The sequence below is a fragment of the Streptomyces sp. NA02950 genome (genome assembly GCF_013364155.1).
In the GTDB taxonomy this organism is placed as follows: Bacteria; Actinomycetota; Actinomycetes; order Streptomycetales; family Streptomycetaceae; genus Streptomyces.
In genome coordinates this window covers 2,729,618-2,748,612 of record NZ_CP054916.1, presented here as the reverse complement: position 1 = coordinate 2,748,612, position 18,995 = coordinate 2,729,618, and the positions used below count along the sequence as shown (strand labels likewise).

17 protein-coding genes are annotated in these 18,995 nt (G+C 70.6%); 10 read left to right on the top strand and 7 right to left on the bottom strand.

All coding sequences use genetic code 11. The features are described 5' to 3' along the window. Positions 1–38: 38 nt before the first annotated feature. Positions 39–1,400: an aspartate aminotransferase family protein gene (locus HUT19_RS11425; protein WP_176180367.1), complete on the bottom strand. Its 1,362-nt coding sequence runs from the start codon at positions 1,398–1,400 to the stop codon at positions 39–41. A gap of 2 nt (positions 1,401–1,402) precedes the next feature. Beyond that, positions 1,403–1,876, bottom strand: a complete 474-nt coding sequence (locus HUT19_RS11420) for an Lrp/AsnC family transcriptional regulator (RefSeq protein ID WP_176180366.1) — start codon at positions 1,874–1,876, stop codon at positions 1,403–1,405. Positions 1,877–2,055: 179 nt separating this feature from the next. Between HUT19_RS11420 and HUT19_RS11415 the strand changes: the two genes are divergently transcribed. Beyond that, positions 2,056–3,510: a gamma-aminobutyraldehyde dehydrogenase gene (locus HUT19_RS11415; protein WP_176180365.1), complete on the top strand. Its 1,455-nt coding sequence runs from the start codon at positions 2,056–2,058 to the stop codon at positions 3,508–3,510. Between the two features lie 149 nt (positions 3,511–3,659). Beyond that, positions 3,660–4,937 (top strand): hypothetical protein, encoded by a 1,278-nt coding sequence (locus HUT19_RS11410; protein WP_176180364.1) that lies wholly within the window; start codon positions 3,660–3,662, stop codon positions 4,935–4,937. 13 nt (positions 4,938–4,950) lie between these two features. Here HUT19_RS11410 and HUT19_RS11405 read toward each other — a convergent pair whose 3' ends face one another. Together HUT19_RS11405 and HUT19_RS11400 are read right to left on the bottom strand one after the other, a co-directional pair. Then, positions 4,951–5,658 (bottom strand): glycerophosphodiester phosphodiesterase, encoded by a 708-nt coding sequence (locus tag HUT19_RS11405; protein WP_176180363.1) that lies wholly within the window; start codon positions 5,656–5,658, stop codon positions 4,951–4,953. Continuing rightward, complete coding sequence (locus tag HUT19_RS11400; protein ID WP_176180362.1) at positions 5,655–6,677, bottom strand: adenosine deaminase; 1,023 nt, start codon at positions 6,675–6,677, stop codon at positions 5,655–5,657. The genes HUT19_RS11405 and HUT19_RS11400 overlap by 4 nt, the downstream gene beginning before the upstream one ends. Positions 6,678–6,788: 111 nt before the next feature. Between HUT19_RS11400 and HUT19_RS11395 the strand changes: the two genes are divergently transcribed. Next, a complete protein-coding gene (locus HUT19_RS11395; RefSeq protein WP_254885535.1) occupies positions 6,789–7,604 on the top strand; it encodes a DUF4190 domain-containing protein in 816 nt (271 codons plus the stop codon). Here the strand turns inward: HUT19_RS11395 and HUT19_RS11390 are convergent. Next, positions 7,529–8,176, bottom strand: a complete 648-nt coding sequence (locus HUT19_RS11390) for an NADAR family protein (RefSeq protein ID WP_176180361.1) — start codon at positions 8,174–8,176, stop codon at positions 7,529–7,531. The genes HUT19_RS11395 and HUT19_RS11390 overlap by 76 nt on opposite strands. A gap of 108 nt (positions 8,177–8,284) precedes the next feature. Here HUT19_RS11390 and HUT19_RS11385 point away from each other — a divergent pair, with 108 nt between their 5' ends. From HUT19_RS11385 to HUT19_RS11355, 7 genes are all read left to right on the top strand, one after another. Further along, positions 8,285–8,722: a DUF4190 domain-containing protein gene (locus HUT19_RS11385; protein WP_176180360.1), complete on the top strand. Its 438-nt coding sequence runs from the start codon at positions 8,285–8,287 to the stop codon at positions 8,720–8,722. Between the two features lie 168 nt (positions 8,723–8,890). Next, on the top strand, positions 8,891–10,411 hold the full coding sequence (locus HUT19_RS11380) for a gamma-aminobutyraldehyde dehydrogenase (protein WP_176180359.1): 1,521 nt from the start codon (positions 8,891–8,893) through the stop codon (positions 10,409–10,411). A gap of 69 nt (positions 10,412–10,480) precedes the next feature. Beyond that, positions 10,481–11,731, top strand: coding sequence for a spermidine/putrescine ABC transporter substrate-binding protein (locus HUT19_RS11375; RefSeq protein ID WP_176180358.1), 1,251 nt, complete (start codon positions 10,481–10,483; stop codon positions 11,729–11,731). A gap of 19 nt (positions 11,732–11,750) precedes the next feature. Further along, positions 11,751–12,914 (top strand): ABC transporter ATP-binding protein, encoded by a 1,164-nt coding sequence (locus HUT19_RS11370; protein ID WP_176180357.1) that lies wholly within the window; start codon positions 11,751–11,753, stop codon positions 12,912–12,914. Beyond that, positions 12,911–13,852 carry an ABC transporter permease gene (locus HUT19_RS11365; RefSeq protein ID WP_176180356.1) on the top strand — a complete coding sequence of 314 codons (942 nt, stop codon included), beginning with the start codon at positions 12,911–12,913 and terminating at the stop codon, positions 13,850–13,852. The genes HUT19_RS11370 and HUT19_RS11365 overlap by 4 nt, the downstream gene beginning before the upstream one ends. Beyond that, entirely contained in the window at positions 13,852–14,646 is a 795-nt protein-coding gene (locus HUT19_RS11360; RefSeq protein WP_176180355.1) for an ABC transporter permease, read from the top strand. The genes HUT19_RS11365 and HUT19_RS11360 overlap by 1 nt, the downstream gene beginning before the upstream one ends. A gap of 20 nt (positions 14,647–14,666) precedes the next feature. Continuing rightward, positions 14,667–16,097 (top strand): FAD-binding oxidoreductase, encoded by a 1,431-nt coding sequence (locus HUT19_RS11355; protein ID WP_176186756.1) that lies wholly within the window; start codon positions 14,667–14,669, stop codon positions 16,095–16,097. 115 nt (positions 16,098–16,212) lie between these two features. On the opposite strand, the gene HUT19_RS44240 is transcribed toward HUT19_RS11355, so the two are convergent. Together HUT19_RS44240 and gabT are read right to left on the bottom strand one after the other, a co-directional pair. Further along, positions 16,213–16,719 (bottom strand): phosphatase PAP2 family protein, encoded by a 507-nt coding sequence (locus HUT19_RS44240; protein ID WP_368661688.1) that lies wholly within the window; start codon positions 16,717–16,719, stop codon positions 16,213–16,215. 576 nt (positions 16,720–17,295) lie between these two features. Then, a complete protein-coding gene (gene gabT / locus HUT19_RS11345) occupies positions 17,296–18,645 on the bottom strand; it encodes a 4-aminobutyrate--2-oxoglutarate transaminase (RefSeq protein ID WP_176180353.1) in 1,350 nt (449 codons plus the stop codon). Positions 18,646–18,995 lie beyond the last annotated feature (350 nt).

Below are 18,995 nucleotides of genomic sequence, written 5' to 3'. Positions count from 1 at the left end.
GGCCCCGCACCGAGGAGCCCGCACACCGGGGTGACCGCTCAGAGCTTGGCCCACGCCTCCGTCAGCACCCCGCGCAGCACCTGCTCGATCTCGTCGAACACCGACTGGTCGGCGATCAGCGGCGGCGCGAGCTGCACGACCGGGTCTCCGCGGTCGTCGGCCCGGCAGTACAGGCCGTTCTCGAACAGCGCCTTGGAGAGGAAGCCGTAGAGGATCCGCTCGGTCTCCTCCTCGTTGAACGACTCCTTGGTGGCCTTGTCCTTCACCAGCTCGATGCCGTAGAAGAAACCGTTCCCCCGGACATCGCCGACGATCGGCAGATCGTGCAGCCGCTCCAGCGTGGCCCGGAACGCGCCCTCGTTGTCCAGCACATGCTGGTTGAGGCCCTCGCGCTCGAAGATGTCGAGGTTGGCGACGCCCACCGCGGCCGAGACCGGGTGGCCGCCGAAGGTGTAGCCGTGCAGGAAGGTGTTGTCGCCGTGGTAGAAGGGCTCGGCGAGCCGGTCGGAGACGATGCACGCGCCGATCGGGGAGTAGCCCGAGGTCATGCCCTTGGCGCAGGTGATCATGTCCGGGACGTAGCCGAACTTGTCACAGGCGAAGATCGTGCCCAGCCGCCCGAAGGCGCAGATGACCTCGTCCGAGACGAGCAGTACGTCGTACTGGTCGCAGATCTCGCGGACCCGCTGGAAGTACCCGGGCGGCGGCGGGAAGCAGCCGCCCGCGTTCTGCACCGGCTCCAGGAAGACCGCGGCCACCGTCTCCGGGCCCTCGAAGAGGATCTGCTGCTCGATCTGGTCGGCGCACCAGCGGCCGAACGCCTCGGGGTCGTCACCGTGGATCGGCGCCCGGTAGATGTTGGTGTTGGGCACCTTGTGCGCACCGGGGACCAGCGGCTCGAACGGGGCCTTCAGCCCCGGCAGTCCGGTGATGGACAGGGCGCCCTGGGGGGTGCCGTGGTAGGCGACCGCCCGGGATATCACCTTGTACTTGGTGGGCTTGCCGGTGAGCTTGAAGTACTGCTTGGCCAGCTTCCAGGCGGTCTCGACCGCCTCACCGCCGCCGGTGGTGAAGAAGACCTTGTTGAGGTCGCCGGGGGCATGGCCGGCCAGCCGCTCGGCGAGCTCGACGGCCTTGGGGTGGGCGTAGCTCCACACCGGGAAGAAGGCGAGCTCCTGGGCCTGCTTGTACGCGGTCTCCGCGAGCTCGACACGGCCGTGGCCCGCGTTGACCACGAACAGCCCCGCGAGGCCGTCGATGTAGCGCTTGCCCTTGTCGTCGTAGATGTACGTGCCCTCGCCGCGCACGATCGTGGGCACGGGGGAGTTCTCGTACGACGACATGCGGGTGAAGTGCATCCACAGGTGGTCGTACGCCGTCTTGGAGAGGTCGGCGCTCATTGCTATCTCGTTCCCCAGGTATAGGTCTGCTTCCGGAGCTTGAGGTAGACGAAGCTCTCGGTGGAGCGCACGCCGGGCAGCGTGCGGATCCGCTTGTTGATCGTTTCGAGGAGGTGATCGTCGTCCTCGCAGACGATCTCGATGAGGAGATCGAAGGAGCCCGTGGTGACGACCACGTACTCGACCTCGTCCATGTCGGTCAGCGCGTCCGCGACCGGGTCGAGATCGCCATCGACGTTGATGCCCACCATCGCCTGGCGCCGGAACCCCACAGTGAGAGGATCGGTGACGGCGACGATCTGCATCACGCCCTGGTCGAGCAGCTTCTGCACGCGCTGCCGCACGGCCGCCTCGGACAGGCCCACGGCCTTTCCGATGGCGGCGTACGGTCGGCGGCCGTCCTCCTGGAGCTGCTCGATGATCGCCAGGGAAACGGAGTCGATCGACGGCGTGCCGTTCTTGTCAGGTGTGGCCACGCACCTCACTGTGCACGAGGGTCGGCTGTCTCGCAACCCTCAATCGATGAAATTCGTCGTCCAGGGACTCCCAAATCACTGATTCCGTTGTTCCGGTGTGGCGGGTATGTTGAAAGCGTCGTCCAGCAGACTAGGGTGGATGTCTCACCCATCGGACAGCTGACAGGAGGGGTGGCAACGTGACCACCGAACTGCGTCGTCTGCGCAACTACATCGACGGAGAGTTCCGGGACGCCGCGGACGGGCGGACCACGGAGGTGGTCAACCCGGCCACGGGCGAGGCGTACGCCACGGCACCGCTCTCCGGACCGGCGGACGTGGACGCGGCGATGACCGCGGCCCAGGCCGCCTTCCCCGCGTGGCGCGACCTCGTGCCCGGCGAGCGGCAGAAGACGCTGCTGAAGATCGCCGACGCCTTCGAGGCCCGGGCGGAGGAACTGATCGCCGCCGAGTCCCAGAACACCGGCAAGCCGCTCGGTCTCACGCGGGACGAGGAGATCCCGCCGATGATCGACCAGATCCGCTTCTTCGCGGGTGCGGCCCGGCTGCTCGAGGGCCGCTCGGCCGGTGAGTACATGGACGGGCTGACCTCGATCATCCGGCGGGAGCCGATCGGGGTGTGCGCGCAGGTCGCGCCGTGGAACTACCCGATGATGATGGCCGTGTGGAAGTTCGCCCCGGCGCTCGCCGCGGGCAACACGGTCGTCATCAAGCCCTCGGACACCACCCCCGCCTCCACCGTGCTGATCGCCGAGATCATCGGCGGGGTGCTGGCGGAACTGGGTCATCCGCAGGGTGTGTTCAACGTCATCTGCGGTGACCGCGAGACCGGGCGGCTGATGGTCGAGCACTCCGTGCCCGCCATGGCGTCCATCACCGGGTCGGTACGGGCCGGTATGCAGGTCGCCGAGAGCGCGTCCAAGGACCTCAAGCGGGTCCACCTGGAACTCGGCGGCAAGGCGCCCGTCGTGGTCTTCGAGGACAGCGACATCGCCAAGGCCGTCGAGGACATCTCGGTCGCGGGCTTCTTCAACGCCGGTCAGGACTGTACGGCGGCTACCCGGGTGCTGGTCCACGAGTCCATCCACGACGAGTTCGTGAGCGCCCTGGCCAAGGCCGCGTCCGAGACCAGGACCGGTGCCCCGGACGACGAGGACGTGCTCTTCGGACCGCTCAACAACGCCAACCAGCTGGCCCAGGTCAGCGGCTTCATCGACCGGCTGCCCGCGCACGCCAAGGTCGAGGCGGGCGGCCACCGGGTCGGCGACAAGGGCTACTTCTACGCGCCCACCGTGGTCTCCGGGCTCAAGCAGGACGACGAGATCGTCCAGCACGAGGTCTTCGGTCCGGTCATCACCGTCCAGTCCTTCTCGGACGAGGCCCAGGCCGTCTCCTACGCCAACGGCGTGGAGTACGCGCTCGCGTCGTCGGTGTGGACCAAGGACCACTCCCGGGCGATGCGGATGTCCAAGGCCCTGGACTTCGGCTGTGTGTGGATCAACACCCACATCCCGCTGGTCGCCGAGATGCCGCACGGCGGCTTCAAGAAGTCCGGCTACGGCAAGGACCTGTCGGCCTACGGCTTCGAGGACTACACCCGGATCAAGCACGTGATGACGTCGCTGGACGGCTGAGCCCGCGAAACCCCGAGGGGCACGGGCGCGCGCACCGCGTCCGTGCCCCTTTCGCGTGCGGACCGTGCGGACCGTGCGGACCGTGCGGGACCGTGCCGCGGGGCCGGGTGGTGACGGGCCGTCGGCGCGGCCGTGGCAGGATCACTGTCATGACCATGTGGGGGAAGTCCGGAACCATCCGTACAGCGGCGGCCGCCGCGCTGCTGCTGCCCCTCGCCGGATGCGGTGACCAGAAGGCGGCGGACGCCGGGGCGGACGCCTCGGAACTGGGCTTCCGGCACTACCGCGGAGCGGTGCAGTACCCGGGTGTGGACAAGGACGGCGGCGGGCAGAACGGCCTCAACGCGCTGGTTCCGTACGGCGATTGTGTCCTCGGCCTCGGTATGTACAGCAACGGCTACCGCGACGTGGGCGTCAACTGGACCGGGGACAAGGACTGCACCGAGCTCTCGCTCGACCCGGCGCCGGGCACGGGTGGATCCGACGGACCGGAGCTGGCGCCCGGCCAGGAGGCCGGGGGCTGGAACGGGGGCGGGCTGTTCGGCCGGGCGGTGCTGGCCGCCCCGGACGGCTCCGTGTACGCCGCGCAGAGCCGTATCGCGCGCCGTGACGCGTCCGGCCGGATCCACGGCCTGGCCGACCTCGAGGTGCCGGACAGGGCCCCGGACCCGGACGCCGAGCCCGGCGGCCGGGCCAACGACGGTGCGCGGGCCATGGTGCGCAGCGGCGGACGGCTGGTCATCGGCGGCACGGAGGCCGTGCAGAAGCGCTCCGAGGCCGTGGTCTGGATCTCCGAGGACAACGGGAAGACCGTCCGGCGCACCTCGCTCCCGGCAGTCCGCACGGACGGCGGCAGCGCCCCCGCCCGTATCAGCACGGGTGTGGTGACCATGGCGGCGGAGGGCCGCCGGATCGTGGCCGTCGGCGGCGACTCCCTGGGCCAGGGCAGGCCGCGGCTGCCGGTGTGGGTGTCATCGGACGCCGGACGCACCTGGAAGGCCGCGCTCACCCCCCGGCTCCACGGCTACTCCCCGGTGCGGGGCATGCTGTGGCACGACGGGCGGTGGATCGTCTACGGCGCCCGGGGGTACGGCGGTACCGAGGACTACGGCAAGCCCGAGCGGCCCTTCGCGATGACCAGCGCCGACGGTCTGCACTGGACGGTCGAGAACACCTCGGCGCTGGGCGAGGGCTGGATCCAGGGGGCGACGGTCGACGGCGCCGGGAAGCTGGTGCTCCTCGGACGCCGCAGCGGCAGGAACATCTCCTGCGGGATGGTGTGGACGGGCGGCTTCGGTAAGGGCGCCCGGCGGGCCGAGCTGGGCTGTGCGAAGTCGCTGCCCACGGCCCTCACCACCCGCGCCGACGGAAAGGTCGTCATCGCGGGCAGCAACGACCTGTGGGTGGGCGGCAGCGCCGCCGGCTGACGGGCGGCGGCCGTCAGCGGCGGCCGAGCAGCGCGCACAGGGCACCGACGCGATTGGTGGTGATCGCGTCGACGCCCGCGCGCAGCAGCCGGGACATCGAACGGCGGGTGTCGGCGGTCCAGGCCGAGACCAGCAGTCCGTCGGCGTGGTTGCGGGTCACCAACTCCTCGGAGACCAGCCCGAAGCGGTAGTTGAGCCACCGGGGGCGCAGGGCGGTCAGCAGCTCCGGGCGGGGCGGTGCCAGTGTGGTCCAGGTCAGCGCGATCTCGGCGTCCGGGTCGGCGCGGCGCACGGTGTGCAGGGCGGCGAGCGCCCCGCAGTAGTACACCCGCCGGTGCGCCCCGCTCGCGCGCACCTCGTCGACGGCGGCCGGGGCGGCCGCGGCGTCGGGCAGGTCGATGAGCAGCCGGGCCGAGTCGGCCGAGGCCAGGGCGTCGCGCAGGGTCGGCACCGCGCCGCCGGTCAGCTCCCGCACCTGGTCGGCGGTCAGCCCGGAGAGCGGCCGGTCATGGCCCCACAGCCGGTTGAGCGTGGCGTCGTGGAGCAGGACCGGCACCCCGTCGCGGGTGAGCCGTACGTCGATCTCCACGGCGCCCGCCCCGGCGCGCACCGCGGAGCGTACCGACGCCAGGGTGTTCTCGCGGTGGACGTACGGATCGCCGCGGTGGCCGACCGGGACGCAACCCCTGTCCGCCGTGTCCGCCCCGCCCGGTGCGGTCACCGGCCCGCGACCGCCGTGTAGGCGTCGATCTCCGCGCTGAGCCGCGCCTTGCCCTCGGCGTCCAGGAAGGACGCCGCGACCGCGTTCTTGGCGAGGGCCGCGATCCCGGCCGCGTCCAGGCCGAGCAGCCGGGCGGCCACCGCGTACTCGGTGTTGAGGTCGGTGCCGAACATCGGCGGGTCGTCGCTGTTGATCGTGACGATCACCCCGGCCTCGACCATCTGCCGGATCGGGTGCTCGTCGAGCGTGGCGACCGCGCGCGTGGCGATGTTGGAGGTCGGGCACACCTCCAGCGGAATGCGGTGCTCGGCGAGGTGGGTGAGCAGCTTCGGGTCCCGCACGGCGCTGGTGCCGTGGCCGATGCGCTCGGCGCGCAGGTCGGTGAGGGCGTCCCAGATCGTCTGCGGACCGGTGGTCTCGCCCGCGTGCGGCACGCTGTGCAGCCCGGCGGCGATGGCGCGGTCGAAGTACGGCTTGAACCAGGGCCGCGGCACACCTATCTCCGGGCCGCCGAGACCGAAGCTGACCAGCCCCTCGGGGCGCAGCTCGCAGGCGATCCGGGCGGTCTCCTCGGCGGCCGCCAGACCGGCCTCGCCGGGGATGTCGAAGCACCAGCGCAGCACGGTGCCGAAGTCGGCCTCGGCGCTCTTGCGGGCGTCCTCGATGGCCTCGACGAAGGCGGTGTCCGGGATACCGCGGCTGGTGGAGCTGAAGGGGGTCACGGTCAGCTCGGCGTAGCGGATGTGCTGCCGTGCCATGTCCCGGGCGATCTCGTAGGTGAGCAGCCGTACGTCGTCGGCGTCCCGGATCAGGTCCACCACGGAGAGGTAGACCTCGATGAAGTGGGCGAAGTCCCGGAAGACGAAGTAGTCGACCAGCGCCTCGGGGTCGGTGGGCACCTTGGAGTCCGGGTGGCGGGCGGCCAGCTCGGCCACGATGCGCGGGGACGCCGATCCGACGTGGTGGACGTGGAGTTCCGCCTTGGGCAGTCCGGCGATGAAGGTGCTGAGATCGGTCAAGGAAACCTCCGGGAGACGGCTGTCCGTGGCGGACTCCGGTCATCGTAAAGGGGCGCCCCGGGAGGCCCGCCCCAGGCCGTAGCATGGGCGGACATCGCAGGGGGGAGATCCATGTCCGACCAGCACGACCAGCCCAGCCGGCAGGACGGGGCGGGAGGGCAGCCGGAGGCCGGGCGGCCCCGGCGGCCGGAGCCGCGCGACCGCGACCCGTGGGCCCCGCCCGCACAGCGGGTACCGCTGGACAAGCCGTCGCCACGGCCCTCGGCGGCCGATCAGCCGACGGTCACCTCCACTCCCGGGCTGCCGCCGGTGCCGCCGATGCCGCCGCAGGGCCCGCCCGCTCCGCGCTCCGCGCCCCCGCCGGGCGCGGTGCCCCCGCCGCCGCCCGCGCCGACCGGCCCCGGCACCCCCAGCGCGTACCCGGGCGGTCCGTACGGCGCGCCCGGGTACGGCGCCCAGGCGGCCCCGTACCCGGGGACACCGTCCTACGGGCAGCCCGCGCCGTACGGGGTGCCCGGCTACGGCCACCCGGGCACGGGCTACCCGGGCCCGGCCGGTCCGTATGTGCCGGGCCCCGGATACTTCCCGAACAACGGCAACGGCACGGCCGCCCTGGTGCTCGGCATCATCGGCGCGGCCCTGTTCCTCAGCATCGTGTTCAGCGTCATCCTCGGGGTGCTCGCGATCATCTTCGGCGCGCTCGGCCGCTCCAAGGCCGCCACCGGGGAGGCGACCAACGGCGGGATGGCCCTCGCCGGGCTGATCCTCGGGGTGATCGCCGTCGTGGCGAGCGTGGTGATGATCTTCGTGTACATCGCCCAGGACGCGGCGGACGACGATCCCTACGACCCCTACGACGATGTCTCGACGGCGCTGGTGCTGCCGTCCGCCCGGTCCGTGCCGGCCGCGGCCGGTATGAGCCGCTGACGCGCCTCCATCAGCGCGAAGCCCAGCAGGTTCAGCCCGCGCCAGCGCGCCGGGTCCGCCGCGCGCTCGTCGTCCGCCGCGAGCCCGATGCCCCACACCCGGTCCACCGGGCTCGCCTCGACCAGCACCCGCGCCCCGGTGCCCAGCAGATGGTCGCGCAGCGCCGGATGCTGCCCGAACTTGTGCACGCTGCCGTCGACCACGAGCCGGAAGCGATGCTCCCGCCAGACCGCCTCGTCGAATCCGCGCACCGAACGGCCCGCGTCCTTGGCCTGCTTGGGATGGCCCGCCGCCAGCACCCGCCGCTCGGCGTCGGTGTCCCCGAACAGCCGGGCCTTCCCGGCCATCATCCAGTGCTCGGCGGTGGCGTAGGTGACGCCGTCCACGGTGAACGGCGACGGCCACCACTGGCTGAAGCACCCCGGGCCCACGCCGCCGTCCCGCCGGGGCCGGTGGCCCCAGAACCAGACGTACTTCATCCGCTCACCGCGCGCGGTGAGCGCCACCAGCTCCTCGACGGACCGGGGGCCGCCGTCCGCCGGTGACCGCCCCGTCACCCCGTTCGTCTCCATGCCGGGGATTCTCGCACCCGGTGCCGACCCCGCCGCCGCTACTCGGCTGACCGGACGTGCGTCATGCCCATAGCATTGGCCGATATTCACCAGGAGGGGAGACCACCGATGTCCACCAGCACGCCGGGCCCGCAGCAGGGCCCGTACGACCCCAACCAGCCCTACTCCGCGCCCCAGCAGGGGTACCAGCCCCCACCCGCGCCACCGCAGTACCCCGCCGGAGGCGGCGGCTACCCCGCCGCGCCGCCGGTCCACCCGGGGCAGACCGGGATGCCCGTGCAGCAGAGCAACGGCATGGGCACCGCCGCCCTGGTCTGCGGCATCATCGGCCTGGTCTGCGGGATCACCTACTTCCTGTGGGTCTTCGCGGTCATCCTCGGCATCCTCGCGATCATCTTCGGCGCCATCGGCAAGGGCAAGGTCAGCCGGGGCGAGGCGGCCAACGGGGGCTCGGCGACCGCCGGGCTGGTCTGCGGCATCATCGGCATGGTCATCCCGGCCATCTACCTCGCCGCGCTGGACGCCGCCATCGACTCCGTGTTCTAGCCCGGAATCGGTGACCTCCGGCCCTATCCGATCACTGAATCCGTCGCGAAACTAAAAAGCAACAACGGAATCCCTTGTTGAAGAGAAGGTCCTCTGTCAGGATCGGCCTTCGATTCCGGTTGGAGCGACGCCGTGCCCCGCGGGGCGACCGGCGGAGGAGAGCACGCGATGGATCAGCGGTTCGATGTGACGGAGCGGTTCGCCCAGGGCGCGCAGTACATTGCGGGACGGCTGCGCACGGGCGGCTCGGAACGCATACACGCGGTCGTCGACCCGGCCACCGGCGAGCAGGTGTACACCTACCGGCTCGCCGGTCCGGCCGATGTCGACGACGCAGTGGCGGCGGCGGAGGCCGCCTTTCCCGTATGGGCCGGCGCCACCCCCGGTGAGCGGTCGGACGCCATGCACCGGTTCGCCGCCGCGCTCGGGGAGCGGGCGGAGGAACTCGCCCGTGCCGAGTCGTTGCAGTGCGGTAAGCCGATCAAGCTCAGCACCGAGTTCGATGTCCCCGGCAGCATCGACAACACCGCCTTCTTCGCGGGCGCCGCCCGCCATCTGGAGGGCAAGGCCGCCGCCGAGTACAGCGGTGACCACACCTCGTACATCCGCCGCGAGCCGATCGGTGTCGTCGGCTCCATCGCCCCCTGGAACTACCCGCTCCAGATGGCGGCGTGGAAGGTCCTCCCGGCCATCGCCGCGGGCAACACCATCGTCCTCAAGCCCGCCGAACTCACCCCCCTGACCTCGCTGATGTTCGCGCAGGCGGCCACCGAGGCGGGTATTCCGGGCGGTGTGGTCAACATCGTGACCGGTACCGGCCAGGAGGCCGGTGAACATCTGGTCGGCCACCCCGGCGTGGCCATGGCCTCCTTCACCGGATCGACCGCGGTCGGCAAGCGGGTGGCCGAACTGGCCACCGCCACCGTCAAGCGGCTCCACCTCGAACTCGGCGGCAAGGCGCCCTTCGTCGTCTTCGACGACGCGGACGTCGAGGCCGCCGCCCACGGCGCCGTCGCGGGCGCCCTGATCAACACCGGCCAGGACTGCACCGCGGCCACCCGCGCCTATGTCCAGCGTCCGCTGTACGACGCGTTCGTGGCCGCCGTCGCCGATCTGATGGCCTCCGTCCGCCTCGGCGACCCCTTCGACCCGCACACCGACCTCGGCCCGCTCATCTCGCAGACCCAACGCGACCGCGTCGCGGGATTCGTCGAGCGGGCCCGCGGCTACGCCACCGTCGTCACCGGCGGTGAGGCCCCCGGCGGCGATCTCGCCAAGGGCGCCTACTACCGGCCCACCCTCATCACCGGCGCCCCCCAGGACAGCGAGATCGTCCAGTCCGAGATCTTCGGCCCGGTCCTGGTCGTCCTCCCCTTCGACACCGACGACGAGGGCCTGGCCCTGGCCAACGACACCCCCTACGGCCTCGCCGCCTCCGCCTGGAGCCGGGACGTCTACCGGACCAACCGCGCCTCCCGCGAGATCAAGGCCGGATGCGTGTGGATCAACGACCACATCCCGATCCTCAGCGAGATGCCGCACGGCGGGATGCGCGCCTCCGGCTACGGCAAGGACATGTCGGCCTACTCCTTCGAGGAGTACACCCAGGTCAAGCATGTGATGTTCGACAACACGGCGGAGGTCCGCAAGGACTGGCACCGCACGGTCTTCGGGGACCGAGAGATCTGATTCGTGCGGCCACCGCGTGTGGCCATCGGCCGGCCGAGACCTGCCGACACCCTCGAAAGGCACAGCTTCATGGAACCGACGCACGAGCCCGAGAGCCTGTCCCCACCGCAGATCGCCGCGATCCGCCGCAGCATGACCAGCGGCCGGATGGCACTGACCCGCCGCGGCCTGCTGCGCGCGGGCGGCGCCGGAGCGTTCGCCATCGGCGGGCTCGGGGCGCTGAGCGGCTGCGGTATCCCGCCCGCGGGGCGCGCCGAGGCGGACAACCCCTCGGATGACCACTCCGACGAGGAGAAGCGGATCAACTTCTCCAACTGGGCGGAGTACATGGACATCAGCGATGACAAGAAGCACCACCCCACGCTGGAGGAGTTCCGGCGGCGCACCGGCATCGCGGTGAAGTACACCGAGGACATCAACGACAACGTGGAGTTCTTCGGGAAGGTCAAGCCGCAGCTGGCGGCGGGCCAGAGCACCGGCCGTGACCTCATCTGCGTCACCGACTGGCTGGCGGCCCGCATGATCAAGCTGGGCTGGATGCAGAAGCTGGACGCGGCCAACCTGCCGCACGCCTACGCCAATCTGGCAGAGGGCTTCCGCAGCCCCGACTGGGACCCGGGCCGCGCCTACTCCTACACCTGGACGGGTATCCCCGCCGTCATCGCGTACAACAAGAAGGCCACCGGCGGCCGCAAGATCACCTCCATCTCGCAGCTCCTGGAGGACCCGAAGCTCAAGGGCCGGGTCGGCATGCTGACCGAGATGCGCGACACCGTCGGGCTGACCCTGCTCGACATGGGCAAGCGGCCGGAGAACGTCACCGCCGACGACTACGACGCCGCCATCGCCCGGATCCAGAAGGCCGTGGACCGGGGGCAGATCCGCAAGTTCACCGGCGGTGAGTACACCGGCGACCTCGGCAATGGCGACCTGGCGGCATGCGTGGCCTGGGCGGGCGACCTCGTCCAGCTGCAACTGGACAAGCCCCAGGTGGAGTTCACCATCCCGGACGCGGGCTATATGACCTCCACCGACAACCTGCTGGTCCCGAGCAAGGCGCGCCACAAGAAGAACGCCGAGCGGCTCATCGACTACTACTACGAGCCCAAGGTCGCCGCGAAGGTCGCCGCCTACATCAACTACGTCTGCCCGGTCGACGGAGTCCGCGAAGAGCTCGCGAAGATCGACAAGGACCTGGCGGACAACCCCCTGATCATCCCCGACGAGGAGATGACCGCCAAGTCACATGCCTTCCGCTCACTGTCGAGCAAGGAAGAGACAGCCTTCGAGGAAAAGTTCGCCAAGCTCACCGGCGCCTGACAGACGAGGGAAGCCACCCATGACCGACCCCAGTGCCACCCCGGCCGCCGGCGGCGACGTCCGTCTGACCGGGCTCAGCAAGACCTACGGATCCTTCACGGCCGTCCATCCGCTCGACCTGGATATACCCGCCGGTTCCTTCTTCGCCCTGCTCGGCGCCTCCGGATGCGGCAAGACCACCACCCTGCGCATGATCGCGGGCCTGGAGGACCCGACGACCGGCACCGTCCGGCTCGCCGGGAACGACGTCACCGCCCTGCCGCCGCACAAGCGGCCGGTCAACACCGTCTTCCAGAGCTACGCCCTCTTCCCGCACCTCGACATCTACGAGAACGTCGCCTTCGGTCTGCGCAGACGCGGTATCAAATCGGTGAAGAAGCAGGTCGACGAGATGCTGGAACTGGTCCAGCTCGGCGACTTCGCCCGCCGCAAGCCCCAGCAGCTCTCCGGCGGCCAGCAGCAGCGCGTCGCCGTCGCCCGCGCCCTGATCAACCACCCCCGGGTGCTGCTCCTCGACGAGCCCCTGGGCGCCCTCGACCTGAAGCTGCGCCGGCAGATGCAGCTCGAGCTCAAGCGCATCCAGACCGAGGTCGGCATCACCTTCGTACATGTCACCCACGACCAGGAGGAGGCCATGACCATGGCCGACACGGTCGCGGTGATGAACGGCGGCCGCGTCGAGCAGCAGGGTGCCCCCGCCGAGCTCTACGAGGACCCCGGCACCACCTTCGTCGCCAACTTCCTCGGCACCTCCAACCTCATCGAGGCCGAGATCACCGACAAGAGCGGCGGCGACCTGGTGCTGAGCACCGCGGGCGGCAAGCTGGCGCTGCCCGCCGCCCGATGTACCGCACCGGTGCGCACCGGCGGCAAGGTGCTCGTCGGCGTACGCCCGGAGAAGATCTCCCTCACCCACGCCGAGGACGCCGACAGCGTCGCCGACGGACGCAACCGGATCACCGGCCGGATCGCCGACTCCAGCTTCATCGGCGTCTCCACCCAGTACGTCGTGCAGACCCCGGACTGCCCCGAGATCGCCGTCTACGAGCAGAACATCGAACGCGATCCGCGGCTGGTCCCCGGCGCCGAGGTCGTCCTGCACTGGAATCCGGCGCACACCTTCGGCCTCGACGCCGCCCAGGACATCGACGCGGGCACGGAACTGGACGAGGAGGCGGCGTGAGCGCGACCACCGCCCCCGAGACGGCACCACCGGCGCCGCCCCCGGCAGCCCCGGCGGGCGTCCGCAAGGCCGCGCGCCGCAAGAAGCTGGTCCCCTACTGGCTGCTGTTCCCCGGCATCCTGTGGCTGGTGATCTTCTTCGCGGCACCGCTGGTCTACCAGGCGTCCACCTCGGTCCAGACCGGCTCCCTCGAAGAGGGCTTCAAGGTCACCTGGCACTTCCAGACCTACTGGGACGCCCTCACCGAGTACTACCCGCAGTTCCTGCGCTCGGTGATGTACGCGGCGACCGCCACCGTGCTGTGCCTGCTGCTCGGCTACCCGCTCGCGTACCTCATCGCGTTCCGCGCGGGCCGCTGGCGCAACCTGGTGATGATCCTGGTCATCGCGCCGTTCTTCACCAGCTTCCTGATCCGCACGCTGGCCTGGAAGACCATCCTGTCCGACAGCGGCCCGGTGGTCGGCGTCCTGAACTCCCTGCACATCCTGGACGTCACCAGTCAGCTCGGGCTCACCGAGGGCGAACGGGTGCTGGCCACACCGCTGGCCGTGGTCTGCGGTCTGACGTACAACTTCCTGCCCTTCATGATCCTTCCGCTCTACAGCTCGCTGGAGCGCATCGACGGCAGGCTGCACGAGGCGGCAGGCGACCTCTACGCCAAGCCCTTCACCATCTTCCGCAAGGTGACCTTCCCGCTGTCCATGCCGGGCGTCGTCGCGGGCACCCTGCTCACCTTCATCCCGGCCGCGGGCGACTACATCAACGCCGAGCTGCTGGGCTCCACCGACCAGAAGATGGTCGGCAACGTCATCCAGTCGCAGTTCCTGCGGGTACTCGACTACCCGACGGCCGCGGCGCTGTCCTTCATCCTCATGGCGGCGATCCTCGGGATGGTCACCGTCTACATCCGCAAGTCCGGGACGGAGGATCTGGTCTGATGGCTCTGACACGCTGGATACGGCGGAACCTGGTCGTCATCGCGGGGCTCGGCACGCTCGCGTATCTGATCCTGCCCAACGTCGTCGTCCTGATCTTCTCCTTCAACAAGCCCAACGGCCGGTTCAACTACGAATGGCAGCGGTTCTCCACCGACGCCTGGACCGACCCCTGCGGTGTCGCCGACCTGTGCGGCTCGCTCTCGCTGAGCCTGAAGATCGCGGTGTGGGCCACCATCGGCGCCACCGTCCTGGGCACCATGATCGCCTTCGCGCTGGCCCGGTACCGCTTCCGGGCCCGCCCGGCAGTCAACAGCCTGATCTTCCTGCCGATGGCGATGCCCGAGGTCGTCATGGCGGCCTCGCTCGCCACCCTCTTCCTCAACATGGGCGTGGACTTCGGCTTCTGGACGATCCTCATCGCCCACATCATGTTCTGCCTGAGCTTCGTCGTGACGGCCGTCAAGGCGCGGGTGATGAGCATGGACCCCCGGCTGGAACAGGCCGCCCAGGACCTCTACGCCTCCCCGGCGCAGACCTTCCTGCGCGTCACCCTGCCGATCGCCGCCCCCGGTATCGCCGCCGGTGCGCTGCTGTCCTTCGCGCTCTCCTTCGACGACTTCATCATCACCAACTTCAACGCCGGATCGACCGTGACCTTCCCCATGTTCGTGTGGGGATCCGCGCAGCGCGGTACACCCGTGCAGATCAATGTGATCGGAACGGCGATGTTCGCGATCGCGGTGCTGTGCGTCCTCGCCGGTCAACTGGCCGGCACCCGCCGCAAGAGGAGCTGAGAACCATGGCCGCAGACGCCATGACGCGCTCTGCCGGGGGCAGCACCCCCGGACCGTCCGTCCTGGAATCCCTGGCCGACGCCGCGTACACCCCGTACTGGCTGGAGGACCCCGGCCGGCCCCGCGCCCGTCCCGCCCTCGTCGGGGACGAGACGTGCGATCTGCTGGTCATCGGCGGCGGCTACAGCGGACTGTGGACCGCGCTGATCGCCAAGGAGCGCGACCCCGGCCGCGATGTGGTGCTGCTCGAGGGCCAGGAGGTCGGCTGGGCCGCCTCCGGGCGCAACGGCGGCTTCTGCGCCGCCTCCATCACCCACGGCCTCGGCAACGGCCTGGCCCGCTGGCCCGGTGAACAGGCCGAACTCGAACGGCTCGGCCACCGGAACCTCGACGGGATCGAGGCCGCCGTCGCCCGCTACGGCATCGACTGCGACTTCGAGCGCACCGGCGAGATCGACGTGGCCACCGAGCCGCACCAGATCGAGGAACTGCGCGAGACCGCCGAACTGGCCGCCCGGCTCGGTGTCGCGGAGCAGCAGTTCCTCGACCGCGACGCGGTACGCGCCGAGGTCGACTCACCGACGTTCCTCGCCGGGCTGTGGGACCGCAAGGGCGTGGCGATGGTGCACCCCGCCAAGCTGGCCTGGGGGCTGAAGCGCGCCTGCGCCGAACTGGGCGTACGGATCTACGAGCACACCCCGGCCGAGCGGCTGGCGAGCGCCGGGGCGGCCATGGCGGTCCGCACCCCGTACGGCCGGGTGCGCGCCCGCCAGGTGGCGCTCGCCACCAACGCCTTCCCCGCCCTGGTGCGCCGCGTCCGCCCGTACGTCGTGCCCGTCTACGACCACGCGCTGATGACCGAGCCGCTGACCGAGGAGCAGCTCGACGCGATCGGCTGGAAGCGGCGGCAGGGGCTGAGCGACACCAACAACCACTTCCACTACTTCCGGATCACCGCCGACCACCGCATCCTGTGGGGCGGCTACGACATCATCTACCGCTACGGCGGCCGGGTGCGTGCCGAGTACGACCACCGCCCGGCCACCTACCGCACCCTGGCCCGGCACTTCTTCCGCTGCTTCCCGCAGCTGGAGGGCGTGCGCTTCAGCCACGCGTGGGGCGGTGCGATCGACACCTGTTCGCGCTTCTCCGCGTTCTTCGGCAGCGCGCACGGGGGACGGGTGGCCTACGCCCTCGGGTACACAGGGCTCGGTGTCGGGGCGACCCGTTTCGGCGCGGAGGTGATGCTCGATCTGCTCGGCGGCGAGCGGAGTGAGCGCACCCGGCTGGAGATGGTGCGCAGCAAGCCGCTGCCGTTCCCGCCGGAGCCGGTGCGCTGGGCGGGCATCGGGATCACGCAGTGGTCGATGACCCGCGCGGACGAGAACGGCGGCCGCCGGAACGTGTGGCTGAAGGCGATGGACAAGGTGGGGCTGGGCTTCGACAGCTGAGGTCCGGGGCTTCGGCCCTCCTGTACCTGTCCTGTACCTGCTCCCGTACCTGCTTCCTGGGGCCGGGGTCCGGTGGTGTGTCCGCCGGGCTCCGGCCCCGGCCATGTGCCCTTGTTCAGCTCGGTGGGGTCGTCGCGGTGGTTCCGGGGGCCTCGGAGGCGGGGGCCGACCGGCTCGGCCGGCTCAGGTGGCTCGACCGGCTCAGCCGTACCACCGCCCACAGCAGACAGCCGGTCACACACCAACTGGCGACCACATCGAGCGGCCAGTGGTACGCGCACCGCACCAGCCCCACCCCCACGCCGACGTTGAGGAGGGCGACGGCCGCGAGGACCGTGCGCCGTAGCCGCTGCCCCGGGCGCGGGCACAGCAGCAGGGCCGCGGCACCGTAGGCGACCGCGGCCGTCGCGGTGTGCCCGGAGGGGAAGAAGCCGGTCTCGTCCGCCGGCGGTCCGGGCGGCCCCGGGCGGCCGATCAGCGCCTTGAACGGGACGACCAGCGCCGGGACCGCCGCCATCGCCACCGCGGCGGTGAGGGCCGGGAGCCACCAGCGGGCCGCGCCCGTACGCCGGGCACGCCACAGCGCCCAGCCGAGGGCGGCGCCGAGCACCGGGAGCGCCACCGCCGTATGGCCGAGGTCCGCGAGGAACCCGGCGACGGGGGAGGGGACGGCGGATCCGGCGATCGCCCGGCCGAGCCGCTCGTCCAGGGAGCGCAGCGGACCGTGGGAGGCGATCTGCCAGGTGCACAGCGCGAGGAGGGCGAGCAGCGCGGCGGGTGTGAAGAAGACGGAGGAGCGAGAGAAGAAAGAACGGGAAGAACGGGAAGAACGGCAGGAACGGCAGGAACGGCAGGAAGGGGAGGAACGGGAGGAAACGGTCGGCGGCCCCGGAACAGGGGGGGTGGTTCCGGGGCCGCCGTGGCGACCGGTGTGCCGCGCGCCCCGGGGGGTTTGGGGCGGGCGGCCGTCCGATCGGTGAGGAGATCTGGAGCCAGAGGCTCCAGCGGTGTGCGCGAGGGCACAGCCGGGTCGGGGCTGGGGAAGCACCGGCTCGGCGTCGCCCGCAGTCCCCTGCGAGCGGGGTGTTTCTCTCATCTGCAATGACCGTACGGCAGCGGAGCTCCGCCCGACAGGCCGATCACCCTCCTGTCATCGGCCCCGCACATCTTCTTCACGCCACTCATCGATCACGCACGGTCACAGCTTGGCGAAGGCGCTCTCGATGATGTCCAGACCCTCGTTGAGCAGCTCCTCGCCGATCACCAGCGGGGGCAGGAAACGCAGCACATTTCCGTAGGTTCCGCAGGTCAGAACCACCAGCCCGGCGGAGTGGCAGGCCTTGGCCACGGCGGCGGTCGCCTCGGGGTTGGGGTCCTTGGTGCCGGACTTCACCAGTTCGATCGCGATCATCGCGCCGCGGCCGCGGAGGTCGCCGATGATGTCGTACTTCTCCTGCATCGCGGAGAGGCGGCCCTTCATGACCTCCTCGATGCGCCGGGCCCTGGAGTTGAGGTCCAGCTCGCGCATGGTCTCGATCGAGCCGAGGGCGGCGGCGCACGCCACCGGGTTGCCGCCGTAGGTGCCGCCGAGGCCGCCGGAGTGCGCGGCGTCCATGATCTCGGCGCGGCCGGTGACGGCGGCGAGCGGCAGACCGCCCGCGATGCCCTTGGCGGTGGTGATCAGGTCCGGGACGACGCCCTCGTCCTCACAGGCGAACCACTGGCCGGTACGGCAGAAACCGGTCTGGATCTCGTCGGCGACGAAGACGATGCCGTTGGCGCGGGCGAACTCCAGGATCCTGGGCAGGAAGCCCTTGGCGGGCTCGATGAAGCCGCCCTCGCCGGCGATCGGCTCAATGACGATCGCGGCCACGTTCTCCGCCCCGACCTGCTTGCTGATCATGTCGATGGCCTGCGCCGCGGCCTCCTCGGCACAGTTCTCCGCACCGGTCAGCCAGCGGTAGGGGTAGGCGAGCGGAACGCGGTAGACCTCGGGGGCGAAGGGCCCGAAACCGTGCTTGTACGGCATGTTCTTGGCGGTGAGCGCCATGGTGAGGTTGGTGCGGCCGTGATAGCCGTGGTCGAAGACGACGACCGCCTGGCGCTTGGTGTAAGAGCGGGCGATCTTCACCGCGTTCTCCACCGCCTCGGCGCCGGAGTTGAACAGCGCCGACTTCTTGGCGTGGTCACCGGGGGTGAGCGCGGCCAGCTCCTCGCAGACCTCCACATAGCCCTCGTACGGCGTGACCATGAAACAGGTGTGGGTGAAGTCGGCCAGCTGAGCCGAGGCCCGGCGTACGACGGCCTCCGCGCTGGAGCCGACCGAGGTCACGGCGATACCGGAGCCGAAGTCGATGAGCGAGTTCCCGTCCACGTCCTCGATCACCCCGCCGCCCGCGCGCACGGTGAAGACCGGCAGCACATTGCCGACCCCGTCGGCGACCGTCGCGGTCTTGCGGGCGAGCAGCTCCTGGGACTTCGGGCCGGGGATCGCGGTGACGACGCGGCGCTCCTGGGGGAGGGACGGGCCTCCGGACAGTGCGGTCATGAGGTGCTCCAGGGGGGAGGAGGGGCGGGGGTCTGAGATGTCTCGACCATCGGAACTATGGGAGCTATCGGAACTGCTTCACCTGCCCGGAACGAAGGCGGGTCGTCGGTCGAGGCAGATCGGTCGCTTCTTCGCAGGCTAGGCGCGCTGGGGTGGATCAGGCATGTTCCGTTCGGTAGCAGTGCGCGTGTTGCGTTGTCCGCGGCGGCCATAGCGGCGGGCACTCCGCGGGGCGGCGGGGGAGGTGGCCGGGTGGGCGGCTGGGAGGGTGGCCGAGAGGGCGGCCGACGGGCGGCTCGGGAGACCTCGTACCGGCCGGGTCGCTGAACTCCCCGGGCGGGAACACTAGA

Bases quoted from the DNA above. Each gene is read 5' to 3' on its own strand.
- HUT19_RS11375 (WP_176180358.1), top strand. From the start codon at position 10,481: ATGGAACCGACGCACGAGCCCGAGAGCCTGTCCCCACCGCAGATCGCC.
- HUT19_RS11380 (WP_176180359.1), top strand. From the start codon at position 8,891: ATGGATCAGCGGTTCGATGTGACGGAGCGGTTCGCCCAGGGCGCGCAG.
- HUT19_RS11390 (WP_176180361.1), bottom strand. From the start codon at position 8,176: ATGGAGACGAACGGGGTGACGGGGCGGTCACCGGCGGACGGCGGCCCC.
- gabT (WP_176180353.1), bottom strand. From the start codon at position 18,645: ATGACCGCACTGTCCGGAGGCCCGTCCCTCCCCCAGGAGCGCCGCGTC.
- HUT19_RS11355 (WP_176186756.1), top strand. From the start codon at position 14,667: ATGACGCGCTCTGCCGGGGGCAGCACCCCCGGACCGTCCGTCCTGGAA.
- HUT19_RS11360 (WP_176180355.1), top strand. From the start codon at position 13,852: ATGGCTCTGACACGCTGGATACGGCGGAACCTGGTCGTCATCGCGGGG.
- HUT19_RS11385 (WP_176180360.1), top strand. From the start codon at position 8,285: ATGTCCACCAGCACGCCGGGCCCGCAGCAGGGCCCGTACGACCCCAAC.
- HUT19_RS11370 (WP_176180357.1), top strand. From the start codon at position 11,751: ATGACCGACCCCAGTGCCACCCCGGCCGCCGGCGGCGACGTCCGTCTG.
- HUT19_RS11410 (WP_176180364.1), top strand. From the start codon at position 3,660: ATGACCATGTGGGGGAAGTCCGGAACCATCCGTACAGCGGCGGCCGCC.
- HUT19_RS11425 (WP_176180367.1), bottom strand. From the start codon at position 1,400: ATGAGCGCCGACCTCTCCAAGACGGCGTACGACCACCTGTGGATGCAC.
- HUT19_RS11395 (WP_254885535.1), top strand. From the start codon at position 6,789: ATGTCCGACCAGCACGACCAGCCCAGCCGGCAGGACGGGGCGGGAGGG.